We start from the raw sequence: 22,589 nt of genomic DNA on the forward strand, positions 1-22,589 counted from the left end.
TTGCTAGTCTTCTTCGGACCTTGCCCCCGTTACCTGGAGGTCGCTATGGAGGTTTTTACCTCCTTGCTGGCAATCACCCTCATTTCGCTGGTTGCTCCTCTCATCGCTCACATCATCCCCAATCGGGTCGTGCCCGAGGCCGTGCTGCTGATCCTGTTCGGACTCCTCATCGGGCCGCATGGCTTTGGCTGGGCACAACTCGGCCCCGAAGTTCACATGCTTTCCGAGCTGGGACTTGCCTTCCTGTTCCTGCTAGCGGGCTACGAAGTCGACCTCGATGACCTGCGCTCCGGCCACGGCATGCGAGCCTCGGCAGCCTGGCTGATCTCCTTCGGTCTCGCCTTTGCGGTTGTCGGCCTCCGGCTCGATAAGCCGCTCGGATCGATGGAGGTCATTGCCGTAGCGATCGCCATGACCTCAACCGCGCTGGGAACATTGCTGCCGATTTTGAAGGAACGCGGTATCGCGAATACCGCGGTGGGGCGCATCGTCATGACCCACGGGACGATCGGCGAACTGTTCCCGATCATCGCCATCGCGGTCTTGCTGTCCTCGACTTCGATCGTCTCCTCGCTCGGGGTGCTGGTGATCTTCGCGCTCAGCGCGACGTTGCTGTTCATCATTCCGAAGAAAGCTCGCAGCTGGGGCCTGAAGGTCGTCGACGTCATCCATATGAAGGCCGAAGGCACCGCCCAGACGACGGTTCGCGTCACGGTTGTTCTGCTCGTGGCACTCACGACTTTGGCCGTCCAGTTCGACCTCGACCTCGTTCTTGGCGCATTTGCTGCCGGCATCATCGTGCGTCAGCTCCTGCCCTCAGGCCGCCACGAACTCGACCAAAAACTCGACGGGCTTGCCTACGGTTTCTTCATCCCGCTGTTCTTCGTCGTCTCCGGAATGGGCATCGACGTCGCGGCGGTCGCTCAGCAGCCGACCTCGCTGCTGTTCTTCCTCGTGGCGCTCCTCGTGGTACGCGGGCTTCCGGTGTTCCTATCCACCCGCGGTCAGCGTCCGGGACACCTTCCCCTCACGCTCGGCGAGCGGGCCCGAATCGGGCTGTATTCGACGACCGCGCTACCGATCATCGTGGCGGTCACGCACGTGGCCGTCGGCGCGAAGGCAATGTCAACGACCACCCAGTCGGTGCTGATCCTGGCGGGGGCCTGCTCCGTGCTCCTCATGCCCCTGCTTGCTGCTATCACGCAATCGCGCACCCGCACCTCGGATCTGGATCCCGATGATCCGGAGGATATCGGCGGCAGCGCGCTCGTGATCGAGAAGGCTACTGGGAGGGAAGGTGAGGCGGGAACACGATAGCCTTGTCGCTGTGATGAGCTTGACCCGCGCCGAAGCCCGCGCTCGCAGTGCAGCGCTGTCCGACATTTCCTACACCGTTCACGTCTCCGTGACGGATGCCAAGGGCGATTCGCCGACGTTCAGTTCGACGACGCAAGCTCGCTTCACCACAACTGAACCTCGCGTCATGTTCGATCTCGTTGCCGACGAAGTCTTGGCGATCGAGGTCGATGGCAAGGGCGCGGACGCCGAAGTACGTCCGGGACGCATCATCATCGAAAACGTCCCCACCGGCCGCCCGGTGGACGTGCGCATCATGGCGCGTTGCCGGTACTCGAGCTCGGGGGAGGGCCTGCACCGCTACCGTGATCCGGAGGACGGGCGGGTCTACCTCTACACCCAGTACGAGCCGATGGACGCCCACCGCGTCTACGCCTGTTTCGATCAGCCCGACCTCAAGGCGCACTGGACCTTCATCGTCGATGCACCCGAGGACTTCACAGTCCTGTCCAACCAGGCTGAGGCAAGCGTTGAAGACCTCATGCCCGACGCGAAACGTCACATCTTCCAGCCGACCCCGCTGCTCTCGAGTTACCTCACCGCTATCATCGCAGGCCCCTACTACAAGGTGGAGGGCCCGACGTGGCGCGGGACCTACCCGGAACACGTCGGCGGACGCGACGTCCAGCTGGAAATCCCGCTGACCGCCTACTGCCGGACTGCCCTTGCCGATCGATTCGATTCCGACGACGTTTTTGCCATCACGTCGGCCGGGCTGACGTTCTTCCATGAGCGCTACCAATACGCCTATCCCTGGGGCAAGTACGACCAGGTCTTCGTGCCCGAATACAACCTCGGCGCGATGGAGAACCCGGGCTGTGTGACCTTCAACGAGCACTACATCCCGCAGGGAACTCCCACGATCGCGCAGCGTGCCGCCCGCGGCAATACGATCCTGCACGAAATGTGCCACATGTGGTTCGGCGACCTCGTCACCCCCAAGTGGTGGGATGACCTATGGCTAAAGGAGTCCTTCGCCGACCACGAAGGCACCGCAGCACTTGCCGCCGCGACCGAGCACACCGATGCCTGGGCGACCTTCGCCTCGGGCCGGAAGGCGTGGGCCTACAACCAGGACCTGCTGCCCACCACCCACCCCATCGCCGCCGACATTCCCGATGTCGCCGCCGCGACCCAGAATTTCGATGGCATCACCTACGCCAAGGGTGCTGCGGTCCTCAAGCAACTCGTGGCCTACGTCGGAGAAGACACTTTCGTTGAGACGGCACGCCGCTATTTTGCCGATCACGCCTTCGGTGCGACGACTGCCGAGGATCTGTTGAGCGCGCTGGGGGAGGCCAGCGGGCGCGATATGAGCGAATGGACCAAGGCGTGGCTGCAAACCTCCGGCCCCTCGATCCTCAGCCTGAATGACGATCGCACGACGCTTGTGCAGGATTCTCAGGATGCGCTCAGCCATGCCGCCCTCACGCGGCCGCACCGGCTCATGGTCGGCAGTTACCGGCTCGACAATGGCGGCCTGCAGCGGGTGGAACAGCGCAGCATTGACCTGACCAATCAGGCGGTCGAATTCGATCCGCCGCTGTCTACCGACGTCACCGTCATTAACGATTCAGACCTCACCTACGCCGTTGTGCGCCTCGATGACGCCAGCCGAGCAGTGCTGCTCGATCACCTTGCGAGCATCTCCGATCCCGTGACCCGCGCAGTCATCTGGTCGGCGCTGTGGACCGATACCCGTGATGCGCTCCTTCAGGCCAGCTCGTTCATCACCGCCGTGCTCACCCACGGAAGCGCGGAAAAGCAGGGAGTGCTCTCGGCATTGCTGCAGCAAGCGACCCTCGCGTGGCGTTCCTATGTACCAAGCGAGCAGCGGCAAGCCGTCCTTGCAGAGGTACGAGATCGAACCTGGCAGGAAATCCACCAGGACTCGGATCCGGGACGACGCCGGCTGTGGGCCCTCGCATTCGCTCGGGCAGCTAGCGATGAGGCCGCCACGACCGAAACGATTGAGCGACTCGGCCTCATCCGTGATGGCGCCATCGATGGGCTGGAATCCGCGCGTGACCTGACGTGGGCGGCCATCATTGCCTTGGCGTCAAGTGGCGGCGCTGATGCTGCGGATATCGACGCGGCCAAGAAGCATGATGCTTCGGGCTTTGCTGCCGTCATGGCGGCGCAAGCCATGTCCTCCCTGCCCGCCCCCGCGGTAGGGGAGCGCACGTGGCAGGAGATCTGGAACTCCGAGCTCTCGAACGAAATGCTCGATGCCCATATCGCCGGGTTCAAGTCCGCCACTCGCCGCACCGATATCGATGTGGTCGCCGGCTACTTCGAAAACATTCAGGAGGCATGGACTTCGCGCTCCCAGCAGATGGCGGAGCGGATCGCAGTCGGGATGTACCCCTCGCAGGTGGAAATCGGAGACTGCCCAGACGGGGCCACGGGCACCCCGGACCCCACTGCTCATCCGGTAGTGCGGGCGACGGATCGCTGGCTCGGACAAGCAGATGATGCTCCCAAGGCGCTGAAACGTCGTATCGTTGAAGGCCGCGACGGAGTGCTACGGGCCCTTCGAGCGCAGGCCGCAGCGTCCTAGATTGTTATCGGGCTCGGGCGAAAATCGCCCGTCATTTCGCGGCGCTCCACTGCAAGCAGGGATAGCCGGATCATCCGCCAGACCCAGGCCTCAAGGTCTGCCGGCGGCATGGGGTCCTCGGATTTGAGCCACGAGGAAAAGACTCCTGTCAGGGCGCCAGCAAGTGCCGCGGCGTTGACCATCATCATGCGTTCAGAGGCATGCGGGGTCTTTGTCCTGGTGACGTGATAGAAAACTGTCGTGAGGTGATCACAAAATTGCATTGAGACCGTATTGCGCGCCGCCGAACTAAACTGCGAAACATATGCTGGTCGGGCTCGCTCAATGAAATCCATCAACTTTGAGACAAAGTCGGGGATATCGTCGGAACGCATATCGAGCTCTCGCGGATCCACCTCCGAAAGACCAGTGTCATCGAGCCGACAGTTGACGAGATCGATGAGCAGATCATCCGGCGTAGCGTAATGCTGATAAAAAGTGGAACGATTGACTCCCGCGCGCTTCGTCAACAACACGACCGTGATGTGTTCAAAAGGAAGTTTGTCGAGCGTGCTGGCTAGGGCATCGCGCAAGAGCTGGCGGCTCCGCATTGATCGGGGGTCCATGGCACCTCCTTTTCCATTTGCTTGGTTCTAATGGTGCACCACCAAACCAATATGTACACTTTGGCGGGATAAACGAGCGGGCCGATCAACGCTACGATGGTGCCAGTTAGGTATCGCAGGCAGAGCGGAGGAACGATGTCGCCAAGCAGTTGGCACCGACGGTCATCGCCCTCTGTATCCGGAGCGGTCCTTCGCAAGATTCTGGAAGATCCCGTCGATATCGGGTATTCAAAGGCGGCCAAACAGCGACGATATCCGCCCTGGCAAAAGGCATCGATCTTTTTTCTTAGCATCGTCATTGGTGCCAGCGCGGTTTGGGCGACCCACGCCCTACGCGCGCCCTCGGACGCCGCGGCAGCTGCGCGCCAATCCCTTGCCGACCAGGTCGATGCCATGATCGCCCACGTCGATTCCAACGTGCAGAAGAACCTCGAACTCAATCAGGCCATCGAAGACGCACGCAAGGAAGTCATTGACGAGGCACCGTTGATATCGCAGCAGCTCGCGACCACCGGCGCCGCGAGCGGTGTCGTCGCGGTGAGTGGCCCCGGAATTGTGCTGACCCTGGATGATCGCGACGTAGAAAAGGCCGAGGGCCGAGTTAAGGATTTCGATTTCCAGGTTCTCGTGAACTCGCTGTGGAGCGCCGGCGCGGAAGCGATTTCGATTAACGGCCAGCGCATTGGTCCGACCACAGCGATTCGCAGCGCAGGCCAGGCGGTGCTTGTTAATCTCATTCCGCTCGCGCCACCCTATGAGATCTCCGTCATCGCTGATCCGACCGACATCCAGGCAGCCTTCGCCAAGACACGTGGCTCCGCGCATCTGGCCGGTCTGCGGGACATGTTCGGAGTTCGGGTCGACATCGCTTCGGCAGACGAGCTCTTAATCCCAGCAGCGCAACAGGCGCGACTACGCTATGTCTCCACGGACTCACAGGTCGGGACAAAGGTCGCCAAATAGCGTGAGCAAACATTGCAATTCGGCCACACCGCCGTGTTCCGGCCATCGACGCGCTCGAGTGTGGCACCCTGGTAGTCGGCGCAGTTAAAGGAGGGGCATGTTCGCCATTATCGGCCTGCTGGTCGGCATCGGACTCGGGTTGTGGTTTCAACCGACCGTGCCGCTCGGATTGCAGCCCTACCTGCCTATTGCGGTGGTGGCAGCTCTCGACGCACTTGCCGGTGGCCTGCGCGCCCGCCTCGATGATGTCTTCGATGATCGAGTTTTTGTCACCTCCTTTATCTTCAATGTCTTCATCGCCGCCCTCATCGTGTGGCTTGGAGACAAAATCGGTGTCGGCTCGCAGCTACAAACTGCGGTCATTGTCGTCCTCGGCATCCGGATCTTTGCTAACGCCGCAGCGATCCGCCGCCACGTCTTTAAGGCGTAGCCGATGGGGGAGACGCCTTCGGCGAAGTCGACACTGCGCACCCTGTTGGGGGCGCGCTCACTGACGGTCATTGTGCTGTGCGCACTCCTTGGTCTCGGCATCATTACGCAGGTTCGTCAGGCGCCACAGCAGAGCCTTGCAAGCATGCGCCAGGACGACCTCATTCGCCTCCTGGATGAACTCGGGCGGCGCAACGAAGAACTCACCACCGAGTCACAGGTCCTGCAGCAGCGCCTCGAAGAACTCCAATCCGGTGCCCGATCGGACCAGGCAGCCCGCGAGGCCGCGCAAGAACAGAGCCGCAATCGAGCCATCCTGGCCGGTACGGTGCCCGTCCACGGCCCTGGAATCTCACTCACAATTATCGACAATGAAGGCGCGCTCACCGCTCAGATGATGGTCACGGTCCTCGAAGAGCTCCGCAATGCTGGCGCCGAGGCAATCGAACTGAACTCGCAGCGTCTGACGACCTCAAGCTGGTTCCAACGCGACGGCGACACGATCATCGCCGATGGCACGCCGCTGTCCTCGCCATACGTCTTTAATGCCATCGGGGGAGCGCAAACCATGTCGGGAGCACTCGATATTCCGGGCGGTGCACTCGCCACTATTCGCGCCGCTGGGGCCCGCTCGACGGTAACGCAGCGGGAAGATATCTCGATCACCTCGGTGCGTGAAGAGCCCGAGCTGAAGTACGCCGAGCCGCAAGACAAAAAGTAGCGCGTTGCGCTCTTCGCACAAGTTGGGAAATGTCAGAGAAGTTCCGTAGAGTACTTACCAAAGGCTTGGAGGGACATCATGAGTGACACACCGCGTAAGGACGATCCCACCTCGACAGCCCGATTCGGTGCCGTTGGCGCGAGCGAAGAAGCTGTTGTCGAAGGTGGTATCACTGCCGATGATAAGGACGTTATTGCGGCGCTACCGCCCGCATCGGCGTTGCTGATCGTGCAGCGAGGCCCCAACCGCGGTGCGCGCTTCCTCCTCGATTCCGACACGACCACCGCGGGTCGTCATCCGGCCTCCGATATCTTCCTCGACGATGTCACGGTCTCTCGCAAGCACTGCGTGTTCGACCAGACCGAAGAGGGCTACCAGATCCGTGACATTGGATCGCTGAACGGGACCTACATCAATCGCCAACGCATCGAGATCGCTGAGCTACACGATGGCGACGAGGTCCAAATCGGTAAATACCGCATGACCTTCCACGCATCCCCCCATCGCCCGCAGGCGGGTGAGCCCGCCCAGTGAATGCGGCCCCTGAATCCCAGCCGGCCGCAGACCTGACTCCCCAGGGAGATTCGTGGCCATTTGACGTCTCGCACCGTCCCGTGATGTCGATCGGAGAAGCCGTCGCGGCCCTCAAGCCAGAGTTTCCGGCGGTCAAACCCTCCAAACTTCGCTTCATCGAAGATGAAGGTCTCGTCTCGCCAGAGCGCACGTCCTCTGGCTACCGGAAGTACTCCGCAGCCGACCTGCAGCGCATCCGTTACGTGCTCATCCAGCAGCGTGACCACTTCCGTCCCCTTAACGTTATTCGCGACCAGCTCCACGAGATGGATCAGGGCCGGGAAATCGATGACGAGCCAACCGCCCGCGTCGTCTCGGTGGCCGGGCGGCTCGTCCGCCGCACTGGAAGCGAGCGGATTGGCAAGCGTGAGCTCGCGGATCTCTCAGGTGCATCGATCGCCGAAATCGAAGAGATTATCGCCTCGGCCCTCATCCGCCCTGACCGTAAGGGCCGCTTCCACGTGCGCTGTATTGAGGTCGTCTCGGCTCTCATCCAGCTCTCCCAGTTCGGGATCGAAGCGCGTCACCTCTCGCACCTTCGACAGTCCTCGACGCGCAACAGTGATCTCGTTACCCAGGTCGCGGCCCCGCTGCGCGTCGGCACGCACGCTGCTGCGAAGGAACGCAGCGATGCCAAAGCCGCTGATGTGGCGAGCGTGCTTTCCCGCCTGACGTCGGATCTCACCCTGGTTGCGGTGGGGGACAGCCTGCAGCAGTAGGAGCAAACCCTCACCTTCAGCTCGAAGGTTACAGTTTTGCGACACACCGGCGTGTCGGAGTGGGGGTTCGTTGATTTGAGGCCCCATTGGCCGTACCGTAGGGGTAGCCGCACAACGTGTGTGAACAGATCGGAGTGAACGTGACTAGCGCTCAAAAGCCCGTGCCTCAGGCACCACTGCAACGCGCTCAGGGCATGCTTTTTGGCGATACCCTGCCCGATTTGGATACGCAGACAGGCTACCGAGGACCGATTGCCTGCAAAGCCGCCGGCATCACCTACCGCCAGCTCGATTACTGGGCCCGCACCGGCCTCGTTGAGCCCTCCATCCGCGGGGCCTCCGGCTCCGGCTCCCAGCGCCTGTACTCCTTCCGCGACATCCTCGTGCTCAAGGTCGTCAAGCGACTCCTCGATACCGGTGTGACGCTGCAGCAGATCCGCACCGCCATTACGTTCTTGCACGAGCGCGGTGTCGATGACCTCGCGCAGATCACGCTCATGTCCGATGGTGCCTCGGTCTACGAATGCACCAGCGCCGATGAGGTGATCGACCTCGTCCAGGGTGGTCAGGGCGTCTTTGGCATCGCCGTTGGCCGCGTGTGGCGAGAGGTCGAGGGTTCGCTTGCCGAGCTTCCGACCGATCGCGCCGATGAGGCGATCGAGCCCGGAATGGACGAACTCTCACGCCGTCGCGCAGCACGTCGCGCCGCGGGATCCTAGGTGCGATCGTTTTCACGGCTGTCTGACCTTTCCCGCACCGACCACGAATACCTGTGGCTCTCGGCAGCGGGCTGGCACACGAGTGGCCTGCACCGTCGCAACCGCGGGCCACAGCGCGTCGGCATCGTCGGACGCCCACTGACTACTCGCGACGATCTCGCGCTACGAGCTGCCCTCGATGCGCTCTCCACCTCGGTTCTCACCATCGATGAGCGCGAGGAGACGACTGCCGAAGCGCTTGCCGATCTGGGCTCACTCGTCGATGCCGTCATCGCTTTTCAGGACATCGATGATCCGGCCGGGGTCGGCGCTCCCATCATCGTCGGCGATGCCCGCGACACCCGCCCGGTGGCAGCGCTCGCCATGTGCGTCCGCCACGTCCTGTCCGGACGACTGCTCGCCGGCACGGCGATGTCGCTCGTCGGCGCGGAAGCGGGGGCCCAAGCAGCACTAACGGATCTGGCAAGCGTCTTTCCGCTCACGCTGCACATTGATCAATCGCATCCGCGCCCTGACCTGTTGGAACGCGTGGCAGCCCCCAGCAGCGTCACGCTGCAACCGCTGGAGGCCGCCAGCTTCGATACGAGCGAAGTCCCGGCCCCGCTGCTGGCCGCCACGTGGGCGGCCCTCATCGAGGTGCTCTCAACCTAGGCGACGGCGGCCCGCAATTCGTCCGTCGTGAACGTCTGGCGACGCCCCATCGAGACGACCGTCGCCACGAGCGCGGCCGCACCCCAGCCGATGACGATCGCCAGCGGCACGGCAAGCGAACCAAGCCCCGGCAAGACCGCGGCCGACAGCGCGTCGGCGCCCGCTCCCACGGGCAGCACACCGTGCAGCGCCTGGATCGCGGCCGGGGCCGTAGCCGACGGCAGGACGACCGACAGCGCAACAGCCTGCAAGACGAGCGCCGCGAGCGCGATCACCGTGCCGAGGCGGGCGCCGGCGAGAATATGCAGCGCCTGGACGACGGCCGCGAACGCCACGCCCATGATGATCAGCGCCCCGCCCGCGAGGAACGGGTGTGCGGCCCCCACGCCGAGCACCGGCATGAGGATGGCCAGCAGTGCGCCCTGCAGAGCGCCGATTGCCGCTGCCGGCCACCAGCCGCGCAGCGCGGCGCGGTAGGTGGAGACGGCGCCGCTGCGGGCGCCGCGGGGGACCGCGGGCAGGATGAGGTAGGTGGCGATCGCACCGAGGAAGAGCATGAGAGGCGCGATCGGCGGGAACCATGCTGCGGCCGGGGAGGTATCGGCGTGCAGGCGTGAATCCGTCACCGTGACCGGCGCCGTGCCCATAGCGACCATGCGTGCCTGCTCCTCATCGGTGTAGCGCGGCACCTCGTCTGCCGCCTGGTGCAGCCCATCGGCCAACGAGATGGTGCCCGTGGAGAGCTCGCCCATGCCATCGGCGAGCTGGGAGAGGCCATCGGCAAGCTGCGCGGAGCCGTCCGCGGCCTGGCCGGCGCCATCGGCAAGCTGCCCTGCTCCGGCATCGAGTGCGCCGGCACCCGTCGCGAGCTGACGCAGGCCGTCGGCGGCGCTTGAAGCGCCACCGGCGAGCTGACCCGTGCCATCGGCTAGGCCGTGGGCGCCAGAGGAGAGTTGGCGGGCGCCCGCGGCCGAGGCCGCGGTCCCATCGGCCAGTTGGCTCGTGCCGTCGGCAAGGGCGAGCATGCCGTGATAGAACTCGGGCAGCTGCGGCAGCGCGGTGCGCAGCATTGTGATGAGGCCGGGGCGGGCCTCGCTACCGACGAGTAGCTCACGCAGCTGCGTGAGGGTGGCGATGACGCCGTCGGCGCCGCCAAGCTCCTTGATGAGGCGCTGTAGCCCGGTGGTGGCGTCGATGAGTTCGCCGATGGCGCCGGAGGCGCCGTCGGGTCCTGTCAGCGTCGTGGCCAGGGAGTCGAGAAGCGTGATAAGGCCTGGGTTGTTCGGCGTGCCATCGCCGTTTAGCAGCGCCAGCAGGTTGCTGTGGGCCGGATCCAGCTGCTGCGCGAAGGCGGTCAACCGCCCGATGAGCGCCTGCACCTCGGGGCTGGCGGTGGAGGCGCGCAGCGCAGAAACCTGAGCGGCGAGCTGCGCGCAGAACTCCTCGGAGGCACCCGAGGCGGAGCACTGGGCGACGCTGTCCCCGAGCGCGCCGTCGATCTGGCCGAGGAGCCCATCGCGTAGCGCCGCGACGTCGCCGGCGAGCCCGCCAGCGGAAATGTCGGCCATGATCGCCGCGGCTTCGCGCATCCGCTGCGCGCTTTGGCGGGCCTGGCTCGCGATCCGCTCGAGCGTCGGGCGTGCCGCCTCTAGGCGCGCGATCGCCTCGCGGATGGCGGCCTCCGCCGCCACCGGGTCGATGAGGTCATCAAGCTGGCCGGGGAGCGGCTCGAGCGTAGCGAGCACCTTGTCGAGCTCGCTTAGGTCCGTCTCGCCGCTGAGCAGCGCGCGCACCTCGGGCGGCAGCTTGTCGAGTTCCGCGCGAATCTGCGCGGTGCCATCGGCGAGCTGGCGCGCACCCGCGGCCAGCTGATCTTGGCCGGCCGCGTACCGATCGACGCCCGCCGCATAGGTGCGCTGACCCGCGGCAAGCTCGTGGGCGCCGGAGGCGAGTTGGCCCACTCCGGAGGCCGCCTGGACCGAACCGGCCGCGAGGGCTCCCGCGCCGCCTGCGATCTGCCGGGCGCCCGCGGCGAGGGCGGGCATGTTGTCGGCCAGCGCGCGGGAGCCGTCGGCACTTTGGCGTGCGCCGTCGGCGGCCTGCCCGGTGCCGTCCGCGAGCTTGTCTGCGCCTTCGGCGGCCTCATCGAGCCCGTCGCCGAGCTGTCCGAAGCCGAGGTAGATCCCCTCGAGGAGCTTTTCCGTCATGCCTTCGCCGACGTGGTTGGCAACGGCCCGCGCGATGGAGGTCGAGACCCGCCCAAGGATCTCGCTCGTGGCCTGGTTCGATTCGACGTTGATGACCGCCGGCGTCGCCTTCGGCGATCCCATCGTCGCGAGGTTGCGGGAGAATTCCGCCGGAATCGTCACGACGGCATAGTAGGTGCCGTCCGTCAGACCTTCGCGCGCGGCATCGGCGTCGACGAGTTTCCACTCGAAGGTATCGCGCACGGACTCATCGACGGGGGAGACAAGGTCGGCGGCGATGAGCCGGCCGAGCGGCACCTGCTGTTCCTTGCCGTCGACCTCCATCGTCGTGCCCTCATCGAGGGAGACAACGGCCGCGGGCACGTGATCGATCCGATCGGTGCGTCCCGCGACGGCCCCGACCGCCATGAGAGAGGTCAGCAGCGGCAAGATCATGGCCGCGATCAGTGCAATGAGCGTCCGGCGTTTCATAGCGCCATCTCCTTGGTCTCGCTCGAAAGCGTGCGAGTGGTAAATCCCGTGAGGTCTCGGGGGCGGTCACACAGGGCGACGACGGTGAGCTCGGGCGGGAAGTCGAGGCTGGCGAGACGCTCCTCGCTGTCTCCCGGCCCCATATCGATGACGAGGAGTTCGCCGGCGCGGGCCTCGGCACTCGCGGTATTCGCCACGCCGATCGCGAGGCTCGCCCGAGACCGCACCGCGCTCGCTTCGGCCGGCAGGATGTGCCCGCAGACGATGAGTTCGCCCCGATCGGGCAGCGTCCGCCCCGCCAGGGTCGCCGCAAGAGCCCGGCGCTGCAATGGGTCGGCGACGACGATCTCGGTGCGGGAGCGGGCCGGCACGGTGAGCGAAATATCGCGCAGCAGATCGCCCTCGCGATCGGCGAGGCCGACGCGCTCGGCACGAATAATGTGCGGGCCGTGCTCCTCTTCCCACGTCGCGTGCGCGAGGCGCTTCTCGATCGATTCGCCCTCGACGTCCAGGTAGGGCAGGCGCGCCTTGAGCCAGTTGGGCAGGTGCCAGGCCCGCTCTCCCAACAGCGTCATGATCGCCGGCACGAGCGTCATCCGCACGAGGAATGCATCGACGGCGACACCGACGGCCAGCCCGAGCGCAATCGGTTGGACGTAGAAGCTGCCTTCGGGCACGAAGAACGCGAAGACGGAAATCATGATGAGCGCTGCCGCGGTCACGACGCGAGCGGAGGCGGAAAAGCCCGTCTTGACCGCGTGGCGCGCATCGCCGTGATGGACGAAGTCTTCGCGCATGCGCGTGACGAGGAAGACCTCGTAGTCCATCGCCAGTCCGAACAGCACACCCATCAAAATAACGGGCATAAACGAAATGACGGGTCCGACGACGCCGATGCCGAGCGCGTCGTTGAACCAACCGTGCTCAAAGACGAGCGCCACAACGCCGAAGGCCGCAAACACCGACAGCAGATAGCCGAGCGTCGCCTTGAGCGGCACCCACAGCGAGCGGAACACGAGGGTCAGCAAGATGAGCGAAAGTCCAACGACGACGACACCAAAAGGCACCATGGCGTTGGATAGCCGCTCGGAGATATCGATGCCGACAGCCGTTTGCCCCGTCACGCGAATATCGGTCACGCCGAACTCGTCTTCCCACTGCGGCGCATGGTCGCGCAGGCGATGGACGAGATCGGCCGTTTGGGGGTCGGACTGCTTGGTTTCGGGGATGAGGACGATGACGCCGATGTCCGCGCTGCGGTTGGGGGTCGCCATCTCCACGTCCGAGATCCCGGGAATCTCGCGCACCTTATCGGCGATGTTATCCATCAAAGTGAGCGGATCCTGGGACTGGATGATTCCCATCGTCATGAGCAGCGGGTCGTTCACTCCCGGCCCGAAGTTCTTCTCCACGAGCTCGTAGGTCACGCGCGCCTGACTGCCTTCCTCGGCGGTGTCATTACCGGGCAGCGCGAGCGCGAGGTCGCGGGCGGGGATCGCCAGGGCCGCGACGGCAACGATACAGGCGATGATAACGACGACGGGATGGGAGGTGACGACCCCAACCCACCAGTCGCTCATCGTGGCCTTGGTGCGCTTGTCCGCGCTGCGCGAGACCTCGTGCGCGCGCGTGCCGGCCTTGGGCCGGATCCGCTCGCCGAGGAGCGAGACGACCGCCGGGATCAGCGAGACGGCGACGCCCACGGCGATCGCGACGGCGATCGCCGCCATTGCGCCCATGACCGCGAGAAATGGAATGTTCGTGACGTAAAGGCCCAGCAGCGCAATGATGACGGTGCCGCCGGCGAAGACGACGGCGCCACCCGAGGTCGCGTTGGCGCGTGCGGCCGATTCGCGCACCTCCATGCCGTCGGCCAGCTGCTGGCGGTGACGCGAGACGATGAACAGCGCGTAGTCGATCCCGACGGCGATGCCCAGCATCAGCGCTAGCGTCGGTGCCGTCGAGGAGATCGGCATGAAGCGCGCGAGTAGCAACATGATCGCCATGGCGATCGCCACGCCGACGAGCGCTGTCGTGATGGGGACCGCCGCGGAGAGCAAGGAGCGGAACGTGATGGCGAGGACGAACAGCGCAAGAATGACGCCGATAACCTCGGTCACCGTGACGCCGACGGAGGTCTGGCCGAGCATCTGGCCGCCGACGTAGACGCTCAGGCCGTTCGCATCATCGCGCGCAAACGACTTCAGCTCATCAAGCACGGCGGGGGAGAGGTCATCGAGCTGTGTTGCGAGCTGAATGTTTCCCAGCGCGTAACGCTTGTCATCAGAGACCGCCGCCCGGGTGTTTTCATCGCCGAACGGTGCGGTCACGACCATGACGTCATCGACCTTGCGCACCTGATCGACGATCGCGTTGATGTCGGCCTCGAAGCGGTGAATGTCTTCGCCCTCCGGCGCCTCGAAGAGCACCTGGCCGCCCGCACCGGCGAGCTCGGGGAAGCGCGAGTGTAGGACGTTGAGGCCCTCTTGGCCCTCGGTGCCCGGGATCTCGAAGGAGTCCTGCAGCTGACCGCCGACGCCGACAACCAAGCCGCCCAGAACGGCAAGGAGGCCGACCCACGCGGCAATGACCACCCAGGCACGTCGCGCAGCGAACGAGCCAAGCCGGTACAGGAAGGCGGACATAGGACCCTCATCTCGAGACATTTATGTATTCGATACAGTAATGTATCCAGTATGACCGACGCGACCGACACCGGCAAGGCAGTGCGCAGCCGGGAGAACACACGTGAGCGATTACTCACCGCAGCAACGCAGGTCTTTGCCGAAAAGGGCCTGGCGGGTGCCACCGTCGACGACTTAACGACCGCCGCCGGCTTTACCCGGGGAGCGTTCTATTCGAGCTTTTCCTCCAAAGAAGAAGTCTTCGACCAGGCCGTCCAACAGGTGCTTGATCGCATCTTTTCCACCGCGCGCGAGGGCGTCTCTCGCGTCGATTTGTGTGGCGATATCTTTTCCGACGTCGAGGCGCTCATTTCCTCGGTCGAGTCCGATGTCCGACTGCTCTCGCGCATCGAGCTCGAAACCTGCCTGGCGGCGCTGCGCCATCCCGAGCTGCGCGAGACCTACCTCAACATTCGCGCGGTAATGCGCGAACAGATCGCATCGATCATCACCGAGTCCGTCCACGTTCACGGCCGAAGCCTGCTCATCGATCCGAACGCACTGGCCGACGCGGTCATCGCGCTCTATTTCAACGCGATCAACCTCGCTGAGGTTGAGGGGCGAGAGACTTCGACGGCCGTCATCGTCACCCACCTCATCAATGCCTTTGCCTCCGATCCGCTGAACCTGAGCGAAGCGACGGCTCGGCGCAGTGCGCGCTAAGCGATCGACGAGAAAGTCCCCGCGTTCCTCGCTACAGTGAGCACCACCACAGCAATTGGAGGTGCCATGGAAAAGGTACGCGGCGTCATTTCGGCAGAAAAAGGCGCTCCGGTCGAACTCACGACAATCGTTATTCCCGATCCCGGTGATCATGACGTGGTCGTCGCAATCCAGGCGTGCGGCGTCTGCCACACCGACCTGCACTACCGCGAGGGCGGGATCTCCGATGACTATCCCTTCCTCCTCGGCCACGAAGCCGCCGGCGTGGTGGAACGGGTGGGGGAGCAGGTGACCCACGTGGCGCCGGGAGACTTTGTCGTGCTGAACTGGCGGGCCATTTGCGGCACGTGCCGGGCGTGTAAGCGCGGCGAGCCCTGGTATTGCTTTGACACGTTTAATGCCGAAAAGAAGATGACCTTAGAGGATGGGACGGAACTGAGCCCGGCGCTTGGAATCGGCGCGTTCTGCGATAAGACCCTCGTCCACGAAAAGCAATGCACGAAGGTGGATCCCGAGGCCGATCCGGCCGTCGTTGGCCTACTCGGATGCGGCATCATGGCGGGCCTCGGCGCCGCCATCAACACCGGGGGAGTGACCCGCGGTGATTCGGTCGCCGTCATCGGCTGCGGCGGCGTTGGGGACGCGGCCATTGCTGGCGCCCGCCTCGCAGGAGCCACCACGATCATCGCAGTCGACGTTGATGACAAGAAGCTGGAACTCGCCAAGGATCTCGGCGCGACGCACACAGTCAATTCCAGCTCGGTCGATCCGGTCGAGGTAATTCGCGAGCTCACCAACTCCTTCGGCGCTGACGTCGTCATTGAGGCCGTCGGCCGGCCCGAGACCTACGAGCAGGCCTTCTACGCCCGCGATCTCGCCGGAACCGTCGTCCTCGTCGGGGTCCCCACGCCCGAGATGACCATCACCCTCCCGCTGCTCGAGGTCTTCGGGCGTGGCGGGGCACTGAAGTCCTCCTGGTACGGCGACTGTCTACCGGAGCGTGACTTTCCCATGTACGTCGACCTCTACACCCAGGGGCGCCTGCCGCTGGAGAAATTCGTCACCGAACGCATCGGGATCGACGAGGTTGATGCGGCCTTTGACAAGATGGGGGACGGCACCGTCCTTCGCAGCGTAGTGGAGCTATAAATGAGTATTCGAATCGACCACACAATCACCTCCGGCACCTTCGAGCTCGACGGCGGCAGCTGGGAGGTGGACAACAACGTCTGGATTCTTGGCGACGACGAGCACTGCTTCGTCATCGATGCCCCGCACGATGCCCAAGCGATTTTGGACAAGGTAGGCGATCGCCGCGTCGAGGCCATCGTCTTGACGCACGCGCACTCCGACCACGTTGGGGCGGTCCTCGAGCTGCGGGAAGCGACCGATGCACCCATCTTGCTGCATCCCGACGATCAGGAACTGTGGGAGCTCAGCCATCCCGGCGAGTCGGTCGACGGGCATTTGGCCGACGGCGATGTTCTGCATATCGCGGGCAGTGACGTCGAGGTCCTGCACACTCCTGGGCACGCGCCCGGAGCCGTCTGCCTCTACGTGAAGGACCTTGGCTGCGTCTTTTCCGGTGACACCCTGTTCAACGGCGGCCCGGGAGCGACTGGCCGATCATTTTCGGACTATCCGACGATCGTGAAGTCGATCCGTGAAAAGCTCTTCACGCTTCCGAAGGACACGGTCGTGCACACCGGACACGGCGAGGATACGACGATCGAAGCCGAACTGGATAACGTTCCGGACGAGAAGGCGGACTAGTCAGTCTTCGCGCTGCAGCAGGACTAGTGTTTCGGTGTGCCGCGTGTGGGGGAACATGTCGAAGACCTGGGCGTAGACCGGCCGCAGCCGCGGCAGATGGGCGAGATCAGACGCTAGCGAAGCCGCGTTGCAGCTGGAGTACAGGACTGCCGGCGCGTTGGTATTCAGCCACTGTGCAAGCTCGGCTCCGATGCCGCGTCGTGGAGGATTGACGACCACGAGGTCTGCCGGTTGGGCTTGGCGTGCCCAGGACAGCGCATCACCCGCGACGAAGGAGATCGACTGACCGGCGCGCGGCGCAAGTAGTGCGGCGGCCCGAGTCGCTGCCTCGATCGCCGGTGCGGAAATCTCCACGCCCGTGATGGCGCGCCCAGCTCCGGCTAGGCTCAGCGCAAAGCCGCCGATACCGCAATACAGGTCATAGATGCGGGAACGCTCCGGAAGCGAGAGCCGATCAACTAAGGTGGCTGCCGTCTGATAGAGCTCGCTGGCGACCTGCGTATTGGTTTGGATGAAGCTCTTCGGCGGTAGAAACAGAGTCAAGCCAGGCAGCGGGACCGGGAGCAACTGCTCGGAGGTGAGCGGAATTTCCTGATCGCCTTCCGTCACCGCTTTGTGCTGGGGGAGAAGGTTAATGGACACGACCGCCAGCTGCGGTAGCGCGGCGAGCAGCGCGGGCAGGTGCTTGCGGATCCGTGCTTCGGCTTCCCGCGAGCGCAACACGAATCGCAGCATTGCTTGGCCCGTGGGGGCGACCGTGATGAGGAGATATTTGAGCTCCCCGCTTCGCGCGGCGACGTCATAGGGGGTGAGTGAAGCCCGGGCGATGAATGCGGAGAGCTCGGGCAGCAGCGTGGTGATGGCACGGTCTTGGATGGGGCACAGCCGGATATCGGTGACCGTCGCGTCACTCTCGATAAAGCCGAGACGCGGATGCAGGGCAGTGCCACCGACGGCGAGCTTGACCTTGGTGCGAAAGTGGTCGGGCTGCGAGGCGACGATAGGGTGCCATGCCGCATCGGGAACATGGTCGCGCAGGAGGTGCCTGGTAGCGGCGTCCTTGTCAGCAAGTTGAGTGCGGTAGGGCGTCTGGATTTCGGGACACGAGCGGCACTGTTCAGTCTCGAAATAGGCGCAACGCATGGCCTTCATGCTACCGGGCTCTGCTTGGCAACGGTCGCTACATTTGTCTTGGCGCTTTAGGGTCGACGTATGGGCGTGTCCGAAATTGTACTTGTCCGTCATGGCCAGTCCCTGGGTAACGTGGCAGCTGAAGCCGCGTATCGGGACAAGGCCGAACGTATCGATGTTCCCGCACGGGACCCTGACGTCGACCTATCCGATACCGGAGTCGAGCAGGCTCAAGCTCTGGGAGCCTGGCTAGCTTCGCTGCCAACAGACCAGCAGCCAGACGCTGTGTGGTCCTCGCCCTACGTGCGCGCCAAGCGTACTGCTCAAGAAGCGCTGGCTACCGCGAAGCTCGATCTCCCGCTTCGCATCGACGAACGCCTCAGGGATCGCGATATGGGAATCACCGATGCCTTAACCGCGGCGGGTATCCGGGCAAAGTACCCAGATGAGGCGGCCCGGCGAGAGTGGCTCGACAAGTTCTACTACCGGCCGCTTGGCGGCGAATCCTGGGCAGACATGGTGCTGCGGATCCGTTCTTTGCTTAACGATGTCGAAAAGGTTCAGGATCACCAGCGGCTCCTGATTAGCGCACATGATGTCGTGATCCTGCTCTTCGTCTATGTCGCGGAGGACATGACCGAAGAGACGATCTTGGAAAAGGGACGCACTGATGGCGTGCGTAACGCGACAGTAACCCGAATAGTGCGGGACGAGGAACGTTTTTCACGCTGGCGCGTCGTGGACTATAACCTCGACACGCATCTCACCGACGCGGGCGTCACAGTCACCGATCAGCCTGGCGCATCCGATGAGGTGGGAGCCGATGCCTGAGTCTATCGCCGTCACGCCGCATCTTCTGAGGGATTGGCCGCTTCCCGAGCCGTCCGGGTCCAAGGCAGCGCGGGGACAAGCGCTCGTGATCGGGGGATCGAGAGCCACTGCTGGCGCGACCAAGCTCGCGGGCCTATCCGCGCTCCGTGTCGGCGCCGGACGCCTTTCAATTGGTCTCGCGGAATCTGTTGCTCCGATCCTTGCGATCGACCTGCCCGAGTGCGGAGCCTTTGGGCTTGCCGAAGACAAGCAGGGCAGCGTCACGGGGCTGCAGGCGAAGTCCGTCCTCGCCTCTGAGCTTGACCGAGCCGATGTCATTCTCGTCGGTCCCGGCCTCGATACTCCAGACGGTGCAAAACGCCTCGTTGAACTCGTGGCGCGCGAAACTGACGTGACCGTGGTCCTCGATGCTTTTGCGCTTGGAGTGTTGCCCGATGTGGCACAGCGTGCACGAGACGCATTAAACGGACGACTCGTCTTAACGCCAAACGCAGGCGAGCTCGCACGGATCCTTGATGCTGAAACAATCGAAGAGGACGAGCTTCCCGAAGCCGTCACTACAGCAGCTAAACAATACGGTGCGACCGTCTCGGCCCAGGGATTTGTCGGGATTGGATCCGAGCTGTGGCAGTTGACGACGGGTGATACGGGCCTAGGAACCTCCGGTAGCGGGGATGTGCTCGCGGGCGCGATCACCGGCCTCCGGGCGCGCGGCGCAGCTCTCGACCAAGCGGCCGTGTGGGCCACTCACGTTCATGCGGCCGCGGGAGATTCCCTCTCGGCGAGGGTAGGACGCATTGGGTTTCTTGCCAGTGAACTTCTGGGGCGGCTTCCCCAGGAACTGCAGATCCTGCAAGGAGATTAGCGCTGGGCTAGCGACTTTGCAGACACCGGAGCAGGGCCCGCTTCATGATGGGGGCATGAGCCAATACACGGAAGAAGAATCCGATGCGATTCGTGCTGGCCTGATGGCGGCCGTCGCCCTTATATCGAAGGCAGATTCGGGCATCATCGCGATGTTCCAGGAGTCGGCCGCCGCAGGCAAAACGTTGAAGTCGCTCCCGCCCGAGTTAAAGGGGATCTTCTCCGAATTCGACCTTCCCCGCATTCATCCCGGATCGGAACTGACCGCCTTACGTGAGGCCCTGGTGGTCGTTGATACCAAGGGCGGAGATACAGCTCAAGCGTATCGGGAGGCCATACGGGAAGCTACGCGCGCAGCCGCGCAAGCGTCCCGAGGAACGAGCCAGGCCGAGCAAGACGCCCTGGACCAGATCGAAGCGGTACTTTCAGCTGGCTCACTCGACCAGGGGCGCTAGTTAGCCCTCCTGGCTCTCGGTATCCTCGAGTTCTTCTTCTCGAGGCTCGGGGTAGCGGGGATTGCGGTAGGAATCAACGAGAAGCCAGATTCCGATGATGATCATTGGCAGTGACAGAATCTGGCCCATAGTCATCCAATCAAAGGCGATGTACCCGAGTTGGACATCCGGAATGCGCACGAATTCGACGGCGAACCGGAAGACCCCATAACCGACAAGGAACAAGCCGGACACCGCTCGCCGGGGGCGCCGTTTGGAAGAAAACCACCAGAGAATGATGAAGAGGACGAGGCCTTCCAAGAATGCTTCGTAGAGCATCGACGGGTGGCGTGGCACGTTGCCGCCACTCGGGAAGATTATTCCCCAAGGCAGGTCTGTCTCTTTGCCCCACAGCTCTCCATTGATGAAGTTGCCGATCCGCCCGAAGCCAAGACCGAGGGGGACAAGGGGCGCAATGAAGTCTGTGACGTCCCAGAATTTGCGTTTCGTTCGACGGGCGAACAGCCAGATAGCAAACAAGACTCCGAGCAATCCGCCATGGAATGACATGCCGCCTTCGTTGAGGCGGAAGATCCAGAGCGGATCTGCGATCGCCTCACTCAGGCCGTAGAACAGCACGTACCCTAACCTGCCTCCGACGACCACACCGACGGCTGCGAACATGATGAGGTCTGCGACCTCGTCTGGCTTCCAGCCAGAGCCAGGTTTCTTGGCGCGGCGCACTCCGAGGTACCACGCAAGGGCGAAGCCAACGAGATACATGACGCCGTACCAGTGAATGGTGAGCGGCCCAATGTGGATGGCCGGATCGATATCGGGGAACTTCACAGTGTCACCTTACGCGACCCGCTGCCCTCTACGAGGACAGAGGTGGCAGTTTGGAGGCGTCGAGTTCAGCTTCTGGATCGGCTTCGATCTCGTCTTTGACCTCCAGGGCGACGTCCCGTCGTAGTTCTTGGTCATCAACGACTGATTCACTGATTGCTTTATCAAGGTGATGCTGATCAGCGGGGGAGAAGGGCAGATCCTGTTGGAGTTTCTTGCGAGCTAGGCGGCGGATGTGGAAACGACGTTCGATTTCTTCGGCAATATCGCTGCGCTGCCTAAGCCAGGCGAGGACGAGAATGGCGATGAGGAGGAGTCCGACGTAGCCAATGATGGGGTAGAGGTAGGCAACCAGCGAGGTGAAACCAACGAAGCTTCCGGCGAAGGCCACGAGTACAAAGATCACGAGGGCGGGAAAGAATCTGCCGGGCTTTGTGACAGAAACCCGTCGGGCGAGTGCATAGAACATGCCGACACCCGTATTGAAGATCATGCCGAAGATGACGATCGCCATGATGAGTCCCGCTGCGGGATGGATCGAATCTACGAGTTCGAGCATCGGCATGGGCTGGTCGATGACGCTTCCGAGCTGTGCGTACAGGGCGATCGCCGCGATGGTGAGGAGGCCGCCGAAGAGGAGACCGCCAAGCAAACCACCACGGCCCGCTGACTTCGGGTCGAGTTGGTCACCTCCCATGACGATGGCCATGGAGACTCCGAGCGCTAGCGCGAGGGCAACATAGTTGAGGGAGGACAGCGTCCAGTGCGGAAGGGTCGATGGAATGGTTGCCGCAAGCGAATCGAGCTGACTGCGAGTCGAGTCTGCCGAGGCGATCGCGTAGCTCGACGCTGCTACGACCAGCACGATAATGAAAGGTGTGATCGCACCAATAACGGTGGCGACGCGCTCCACGTCTAACAGTCCGGCAGCAATGCACAGAAGCGCCATAATCGCGGAGCCGACCCAAACGGGCAGGCCGAACTGTTGCTCGAGGTTGGCTCCCGCGCCGGCAATCATGACGAGACCAATGCAAAACAGCGTAAAGGTGATGAACGCGTCAAGGACCTTGGCAAGAAGCGGATGGGAGATCTCCCCAAAGACGACTGAGTGCTCATTTGCTCGGTAGTAGCTTCCCAGCTGCAGCACGATCATGCCGGTGAGGGCGAGTACGAGTGCGGCGACGATCGCGCCAACAATGCCCCAGATACCGAAAGAAACGAAGTACTGCAAGACCTCTTGACCGGAGGCGAAGCCCGCTCCCACCATAAGTCCAACGTATGCGAGCGCAGTCATGACGGTGCGTTTGAGCACGAGGGGAGTCCTTCCAAGGTCGATAACCGACATTTATCGTATGCAAGGACTTGCAAGGTGGCTGTGTGATCCCGTGA

The 22,589-nt window shown here is 63.4% G+C and carries 21 protein-coding genes; 15 read left to right on the forward strand and 6 right to left on the reverse strand.

Features of this window, described 5'->3' with window-relative positions; all coding sequences use genetic code 11:
* The first annotated feature begins 45 nt into the window (after nucleotides 1-45).
* Complete coding sequence (locus BLU67_RS07030; RefSeq protein ID WP_092564221.1) at nucleotides 46-1,317, forward strand: cation:proton antiporter; 1,272 nt, start codon at nucleotides 46-48, stop codon at nucleotides 1,315-1,317.
* 13 nt (nucleotides 1,318-1,330) lie between these two features.
* Nucleotides 1,331-3,916, forward strand: coding sequence for an aminopeptidase N (gene pepN, locus BLU67_RS07035; protein WP_092564224.1), 2,586 nt, complete (start codon nucleotides 1,331-1,333; stop codon nucleotides 3,914-3,916).
* Here pepN and BLU67_RS07040 read toward each other — a convergent pair.
* A complete protein-coding gene (locus BLU67_RS07040; RefSeq protein ID WP_143027366.1) occupies nucleotides 3,913-4,521 on the reverse strand; it encodes a TetR/AcrR family transcriptional regulator in 609 nt (202 codons plus the stop codon). The two genes, pepN and BLU67_RS07040, sit on opposite strands and share 4 nt — an antisense overlap.
* 135 nt (nucleotides 4,522-4,656) lie before the next feature.
* Between BLU67_RS07040 and BLU67_RS07045 the strand changes: the two genes are divergently transcribed.
* From BLU67_RS07045 to BLU67_RS07075, 7 genes are all read left to right on the forward strand, one after another.
* The gene (locus BLU67_RS07045; protein WP_176780730.1) at nucleotides 4,657-5,484 is read left to right on the forward strand and encodes a DUF881 domain-containing protein; all 828 of its coding nucleotides are present in this window, start codon (nucleotides 4,657-4,659) and stop codon (nucleotides 5,482-5,484) included.
* 97 nt (nucleotides 5,485-5,581) lie between these two features.
* Complete coding sequence (locus BLU67_RS07050; protein ID WP_092564235.1) at nucleotides 5,582-5,914, forward strand: small basic family protein; 333 nt, start codon at nucleotides 5,582-5,584, stop codon at nucleotides 5,912-5,914.
* A gap of 3 nt (nucleotides 5,915-5,917) precedes the next feature.
* Nucleotides 5,918-6,634, forward strand: coding sequence for a DUF881 domain-containing protein (locus BLU67_RS07055; RefSeq protein ID WP_092564238.1), 717 nt, complete (start codon nucleotides 5,918-5,920; stop codon nucleotides 6,632-6,634).
* A gap of 78 nt (nucleotides 6,635-6,712) precedes the next feature.
* Nucleotides 6,713-7,168, forward strand: a complete 456-nt coding sequence (locus tag BLU67_RS07060) for an FHA domain-containing protein (protein WP_092564241.1) — start codon at nucleotides 6,713-6,715, stop codon at nucleotides 7,166-7,168.
* An 83-nt stretch (nucleotides 7,169-7,251) separates the two neighbouring features.
* Nucleotides 7,252-7,926 (forward strand): transcriptional regulator FtsR, encoded by a 675-nt coding sequence (locus BLU67_RS07065; RefSeq protein ID WP_092564244.1) that lies wholly within the window; start codon nucleotides 7,252-7,254, stop codon nucleotides 7,924-7,926.
* 194 nt (nucleotides 7,927-8,120) lie between these two features.
* On the forward strand, nucleotides 8,121-8,645 hold the full coding sequence (locus BLU67_RS07070) for a MerR family transcriptional regulator (RefSeq protein WP_092564247.1): 525 nt from the start codon (nucleotides 8,121-8,123) through the stop codon (nucleotides 8,643-8,645).
* The gene (locus tag BLU67_RS07075; protein WP_092564250.1) at nucleotides 8,646-9,296 is read left to right on the forward strand and encodes a hypothetical protein; all 651 of its coding nucleotides are present in this window, start codon (nucleotides 8,646-8,648) and stop codon (nucleotides 9,294-9,296) included.
* Here the strand turns inward: BLU67_RS07075 and BLU67_RS07080 are convergent.
* Together BLU67_RS07080 and BLU67_RS07085 are read right to left on the reverse strand one after the other, a co-directional pair.
* Complete coding sequence (locus tag BLU67_RS07080; RefSeq protein ID WP_092564253.1) at nucleotides 9,293-11,974, reverse strand: YhgE/Pip domain-containing protein; 2,682 nt, start codon at nucleotides 11,972-11,974, stop codon at nucleotides 9,293-9,295. The two genes, BLU67_RS07075 and BLU67_RS07080, sit on opposite strands and share 4 nt — an antisense overlap.
* Nucleotides 11,971-14,640: an MMPL family transporter gene (locus BLU67_RS07085; protein WP_092564256.1), complete on the reverse strand. Its 2,670-nt coding sequence runs from the start codon at nucleotides 14,638-14,640 to the stop codon at nucleotides 11,971-11,973. The genes BLU67_RS07080 and BLU67_RS07085 overlap by 4 nt, the downstream gene beginning before the upstream one ends.
* A 30-nt stretch (nucleotides 14,641-14,670) precedes the next feature.
* On the opposite strand from BLU67_RS07085, the gene BLU67_RS07090 reads away from it, so the two are divergent.
* From BLU67_RS07090 to BLU67_RS07100, 3 genes are all read left to right on the forward strand, one after another.
* Complete coding sequence (locus tag BLU67_RS07090) at nucleotides 14,671-15,321, forward strand: TetR/AcrR family transcriptional regulator (RefSeq protein WP_092564259.1); 651 nt, start codon at nucleotides 14,671-14,673, stop codon at nucleotides 15,319-15,321.
* Between the two features lie 66 nt (nucleotides 15,322-15,387).
* The gene (locus BLU67_RS07095; protein WP_092564262.1) at nucleotides 15,388-16,470 is read left to right on the forward strand and encodes an S-(hydroxymethyl)mycothiol dehydrogenase; all 1,083 of its coding nucleotides are present in this window, start codon (nucleotides 15,388-15,390) and stop codon (nucleotides 16,468-16,470) included.
* Nucleotides 16,471-17,094: an MBL fold metallo-hydrolase gene (locus BLU67_RS07100; RefSeq protein ID WP_092564265.1), complete on the forward strand. Its 624-nt coding sequence runs from the start codon at nucleotides 16,471-16,473 to the stop codon at nucleotides 17,092-17,094. It abuts the gene before it with no gap.
* Here BLU67_RS07100 and BLU67_RS07105 read toward each other — a convergent pair whose 3' ends face one another.
* Complete coding sequence (locus BLU67_RS07105; protein ID WP_092564599.1) at nucleotides 17,095-18,237, reverse strand: methyltransferase; 1,143 nt, start codon at nucleotides 18,235-18,237, stop codon at nucleotides 17,095-17,097.
* 69 nt (nucleotides 18,238-18,306) lie between these two features.
* Here BLU67_RS07105 and BLU67_RS07110 point away from each other — a divergent pair, with 69 nt between their 5' ends.
* From BLU67_RS07110 to BLU67_RS07120, 3 genes are read left to right on the forward strand one after another with little or no spacing between them, the layout of a single operon-like run.
* Nucleotides 18,307-19,056 carry a histidine phosphatase family protein gene (locus BLU67_RS07110; protein ID WP_092564268.1) on the forward strand — a complete coding sequence of 250 codons (750 nt, stop codon included), beginning with the start codon at nucleotides 18,307-18,309 and terminating at the stop codon, nucleotides 19,054-19,056.
* A complete protein-coding gene (locus BLU67_RS07115) occupies nucleotides 19,049-19,921 on the forward strand; it encodes an NAD(P)H-hydrate dehydratase (RefSeq protein WP_092564271.1) in 873 nt (290 codons plus the stop codon). Before BLU67_RS07110 ends, BLU67_RS07115 begins: the two co-directional genes overlap by 8 nt.
* 55 nt (nucleotides 19,922-19,976) lie before the next feature.
* Complete coding sequence (locus BLU67_RS07120) at nucleotides 19,977-20,375, forward strand: hypothetical protein (protein ID WP_092564274.1); 399 nt, start codon at nucleotides 19,977-19,979, stop codon at nucleotides 20,373-20,375.
* Here the strand turns inward: BLU67_RS07120 and lgt are convergent, their stop codons facing one another.
* The gene (gene lgt, locus BLU67_RS07125) at nucleotides 20,376-21,203 is read right to left on the reverse strand and encodes a prolipoprotein diacylglyceryl transferase (RefSeq protein WP_092564276.1); all 828 of its coding nucleotides are present in this window, start codon (nucleotides 21,201-21,203) and stop codon (nucleotides 20,376-20,378) included.
* A gap of 28 nt (nucleotides 21,204-21,231) precedes the next feature.
* Nucleotides 21,232-22,545 (reverse strand): YkvI family membrane protein, encoded by a 1,314-nt coding sequence (locus BLU67_RS07130; protein WP_176780731.1) that lies wholly within the window; start codon nucleotides 22,543-22,545, stop codon nucleotides 21,232-21,234.
* Nucleotides 22,546-22,589 lie beyond the last annotated feature (44 nt).

The organism is Bowdeniella nasicola (assembly GCF_900107735.1).
In the GTDB taxonomy this organism is placed as follows: Bacteria; Actinomycetota; Actinomycetes; order Actinomycetales; family Actinomycetaceae; genus Bowdeniella; species Bowdeniella massiliensis.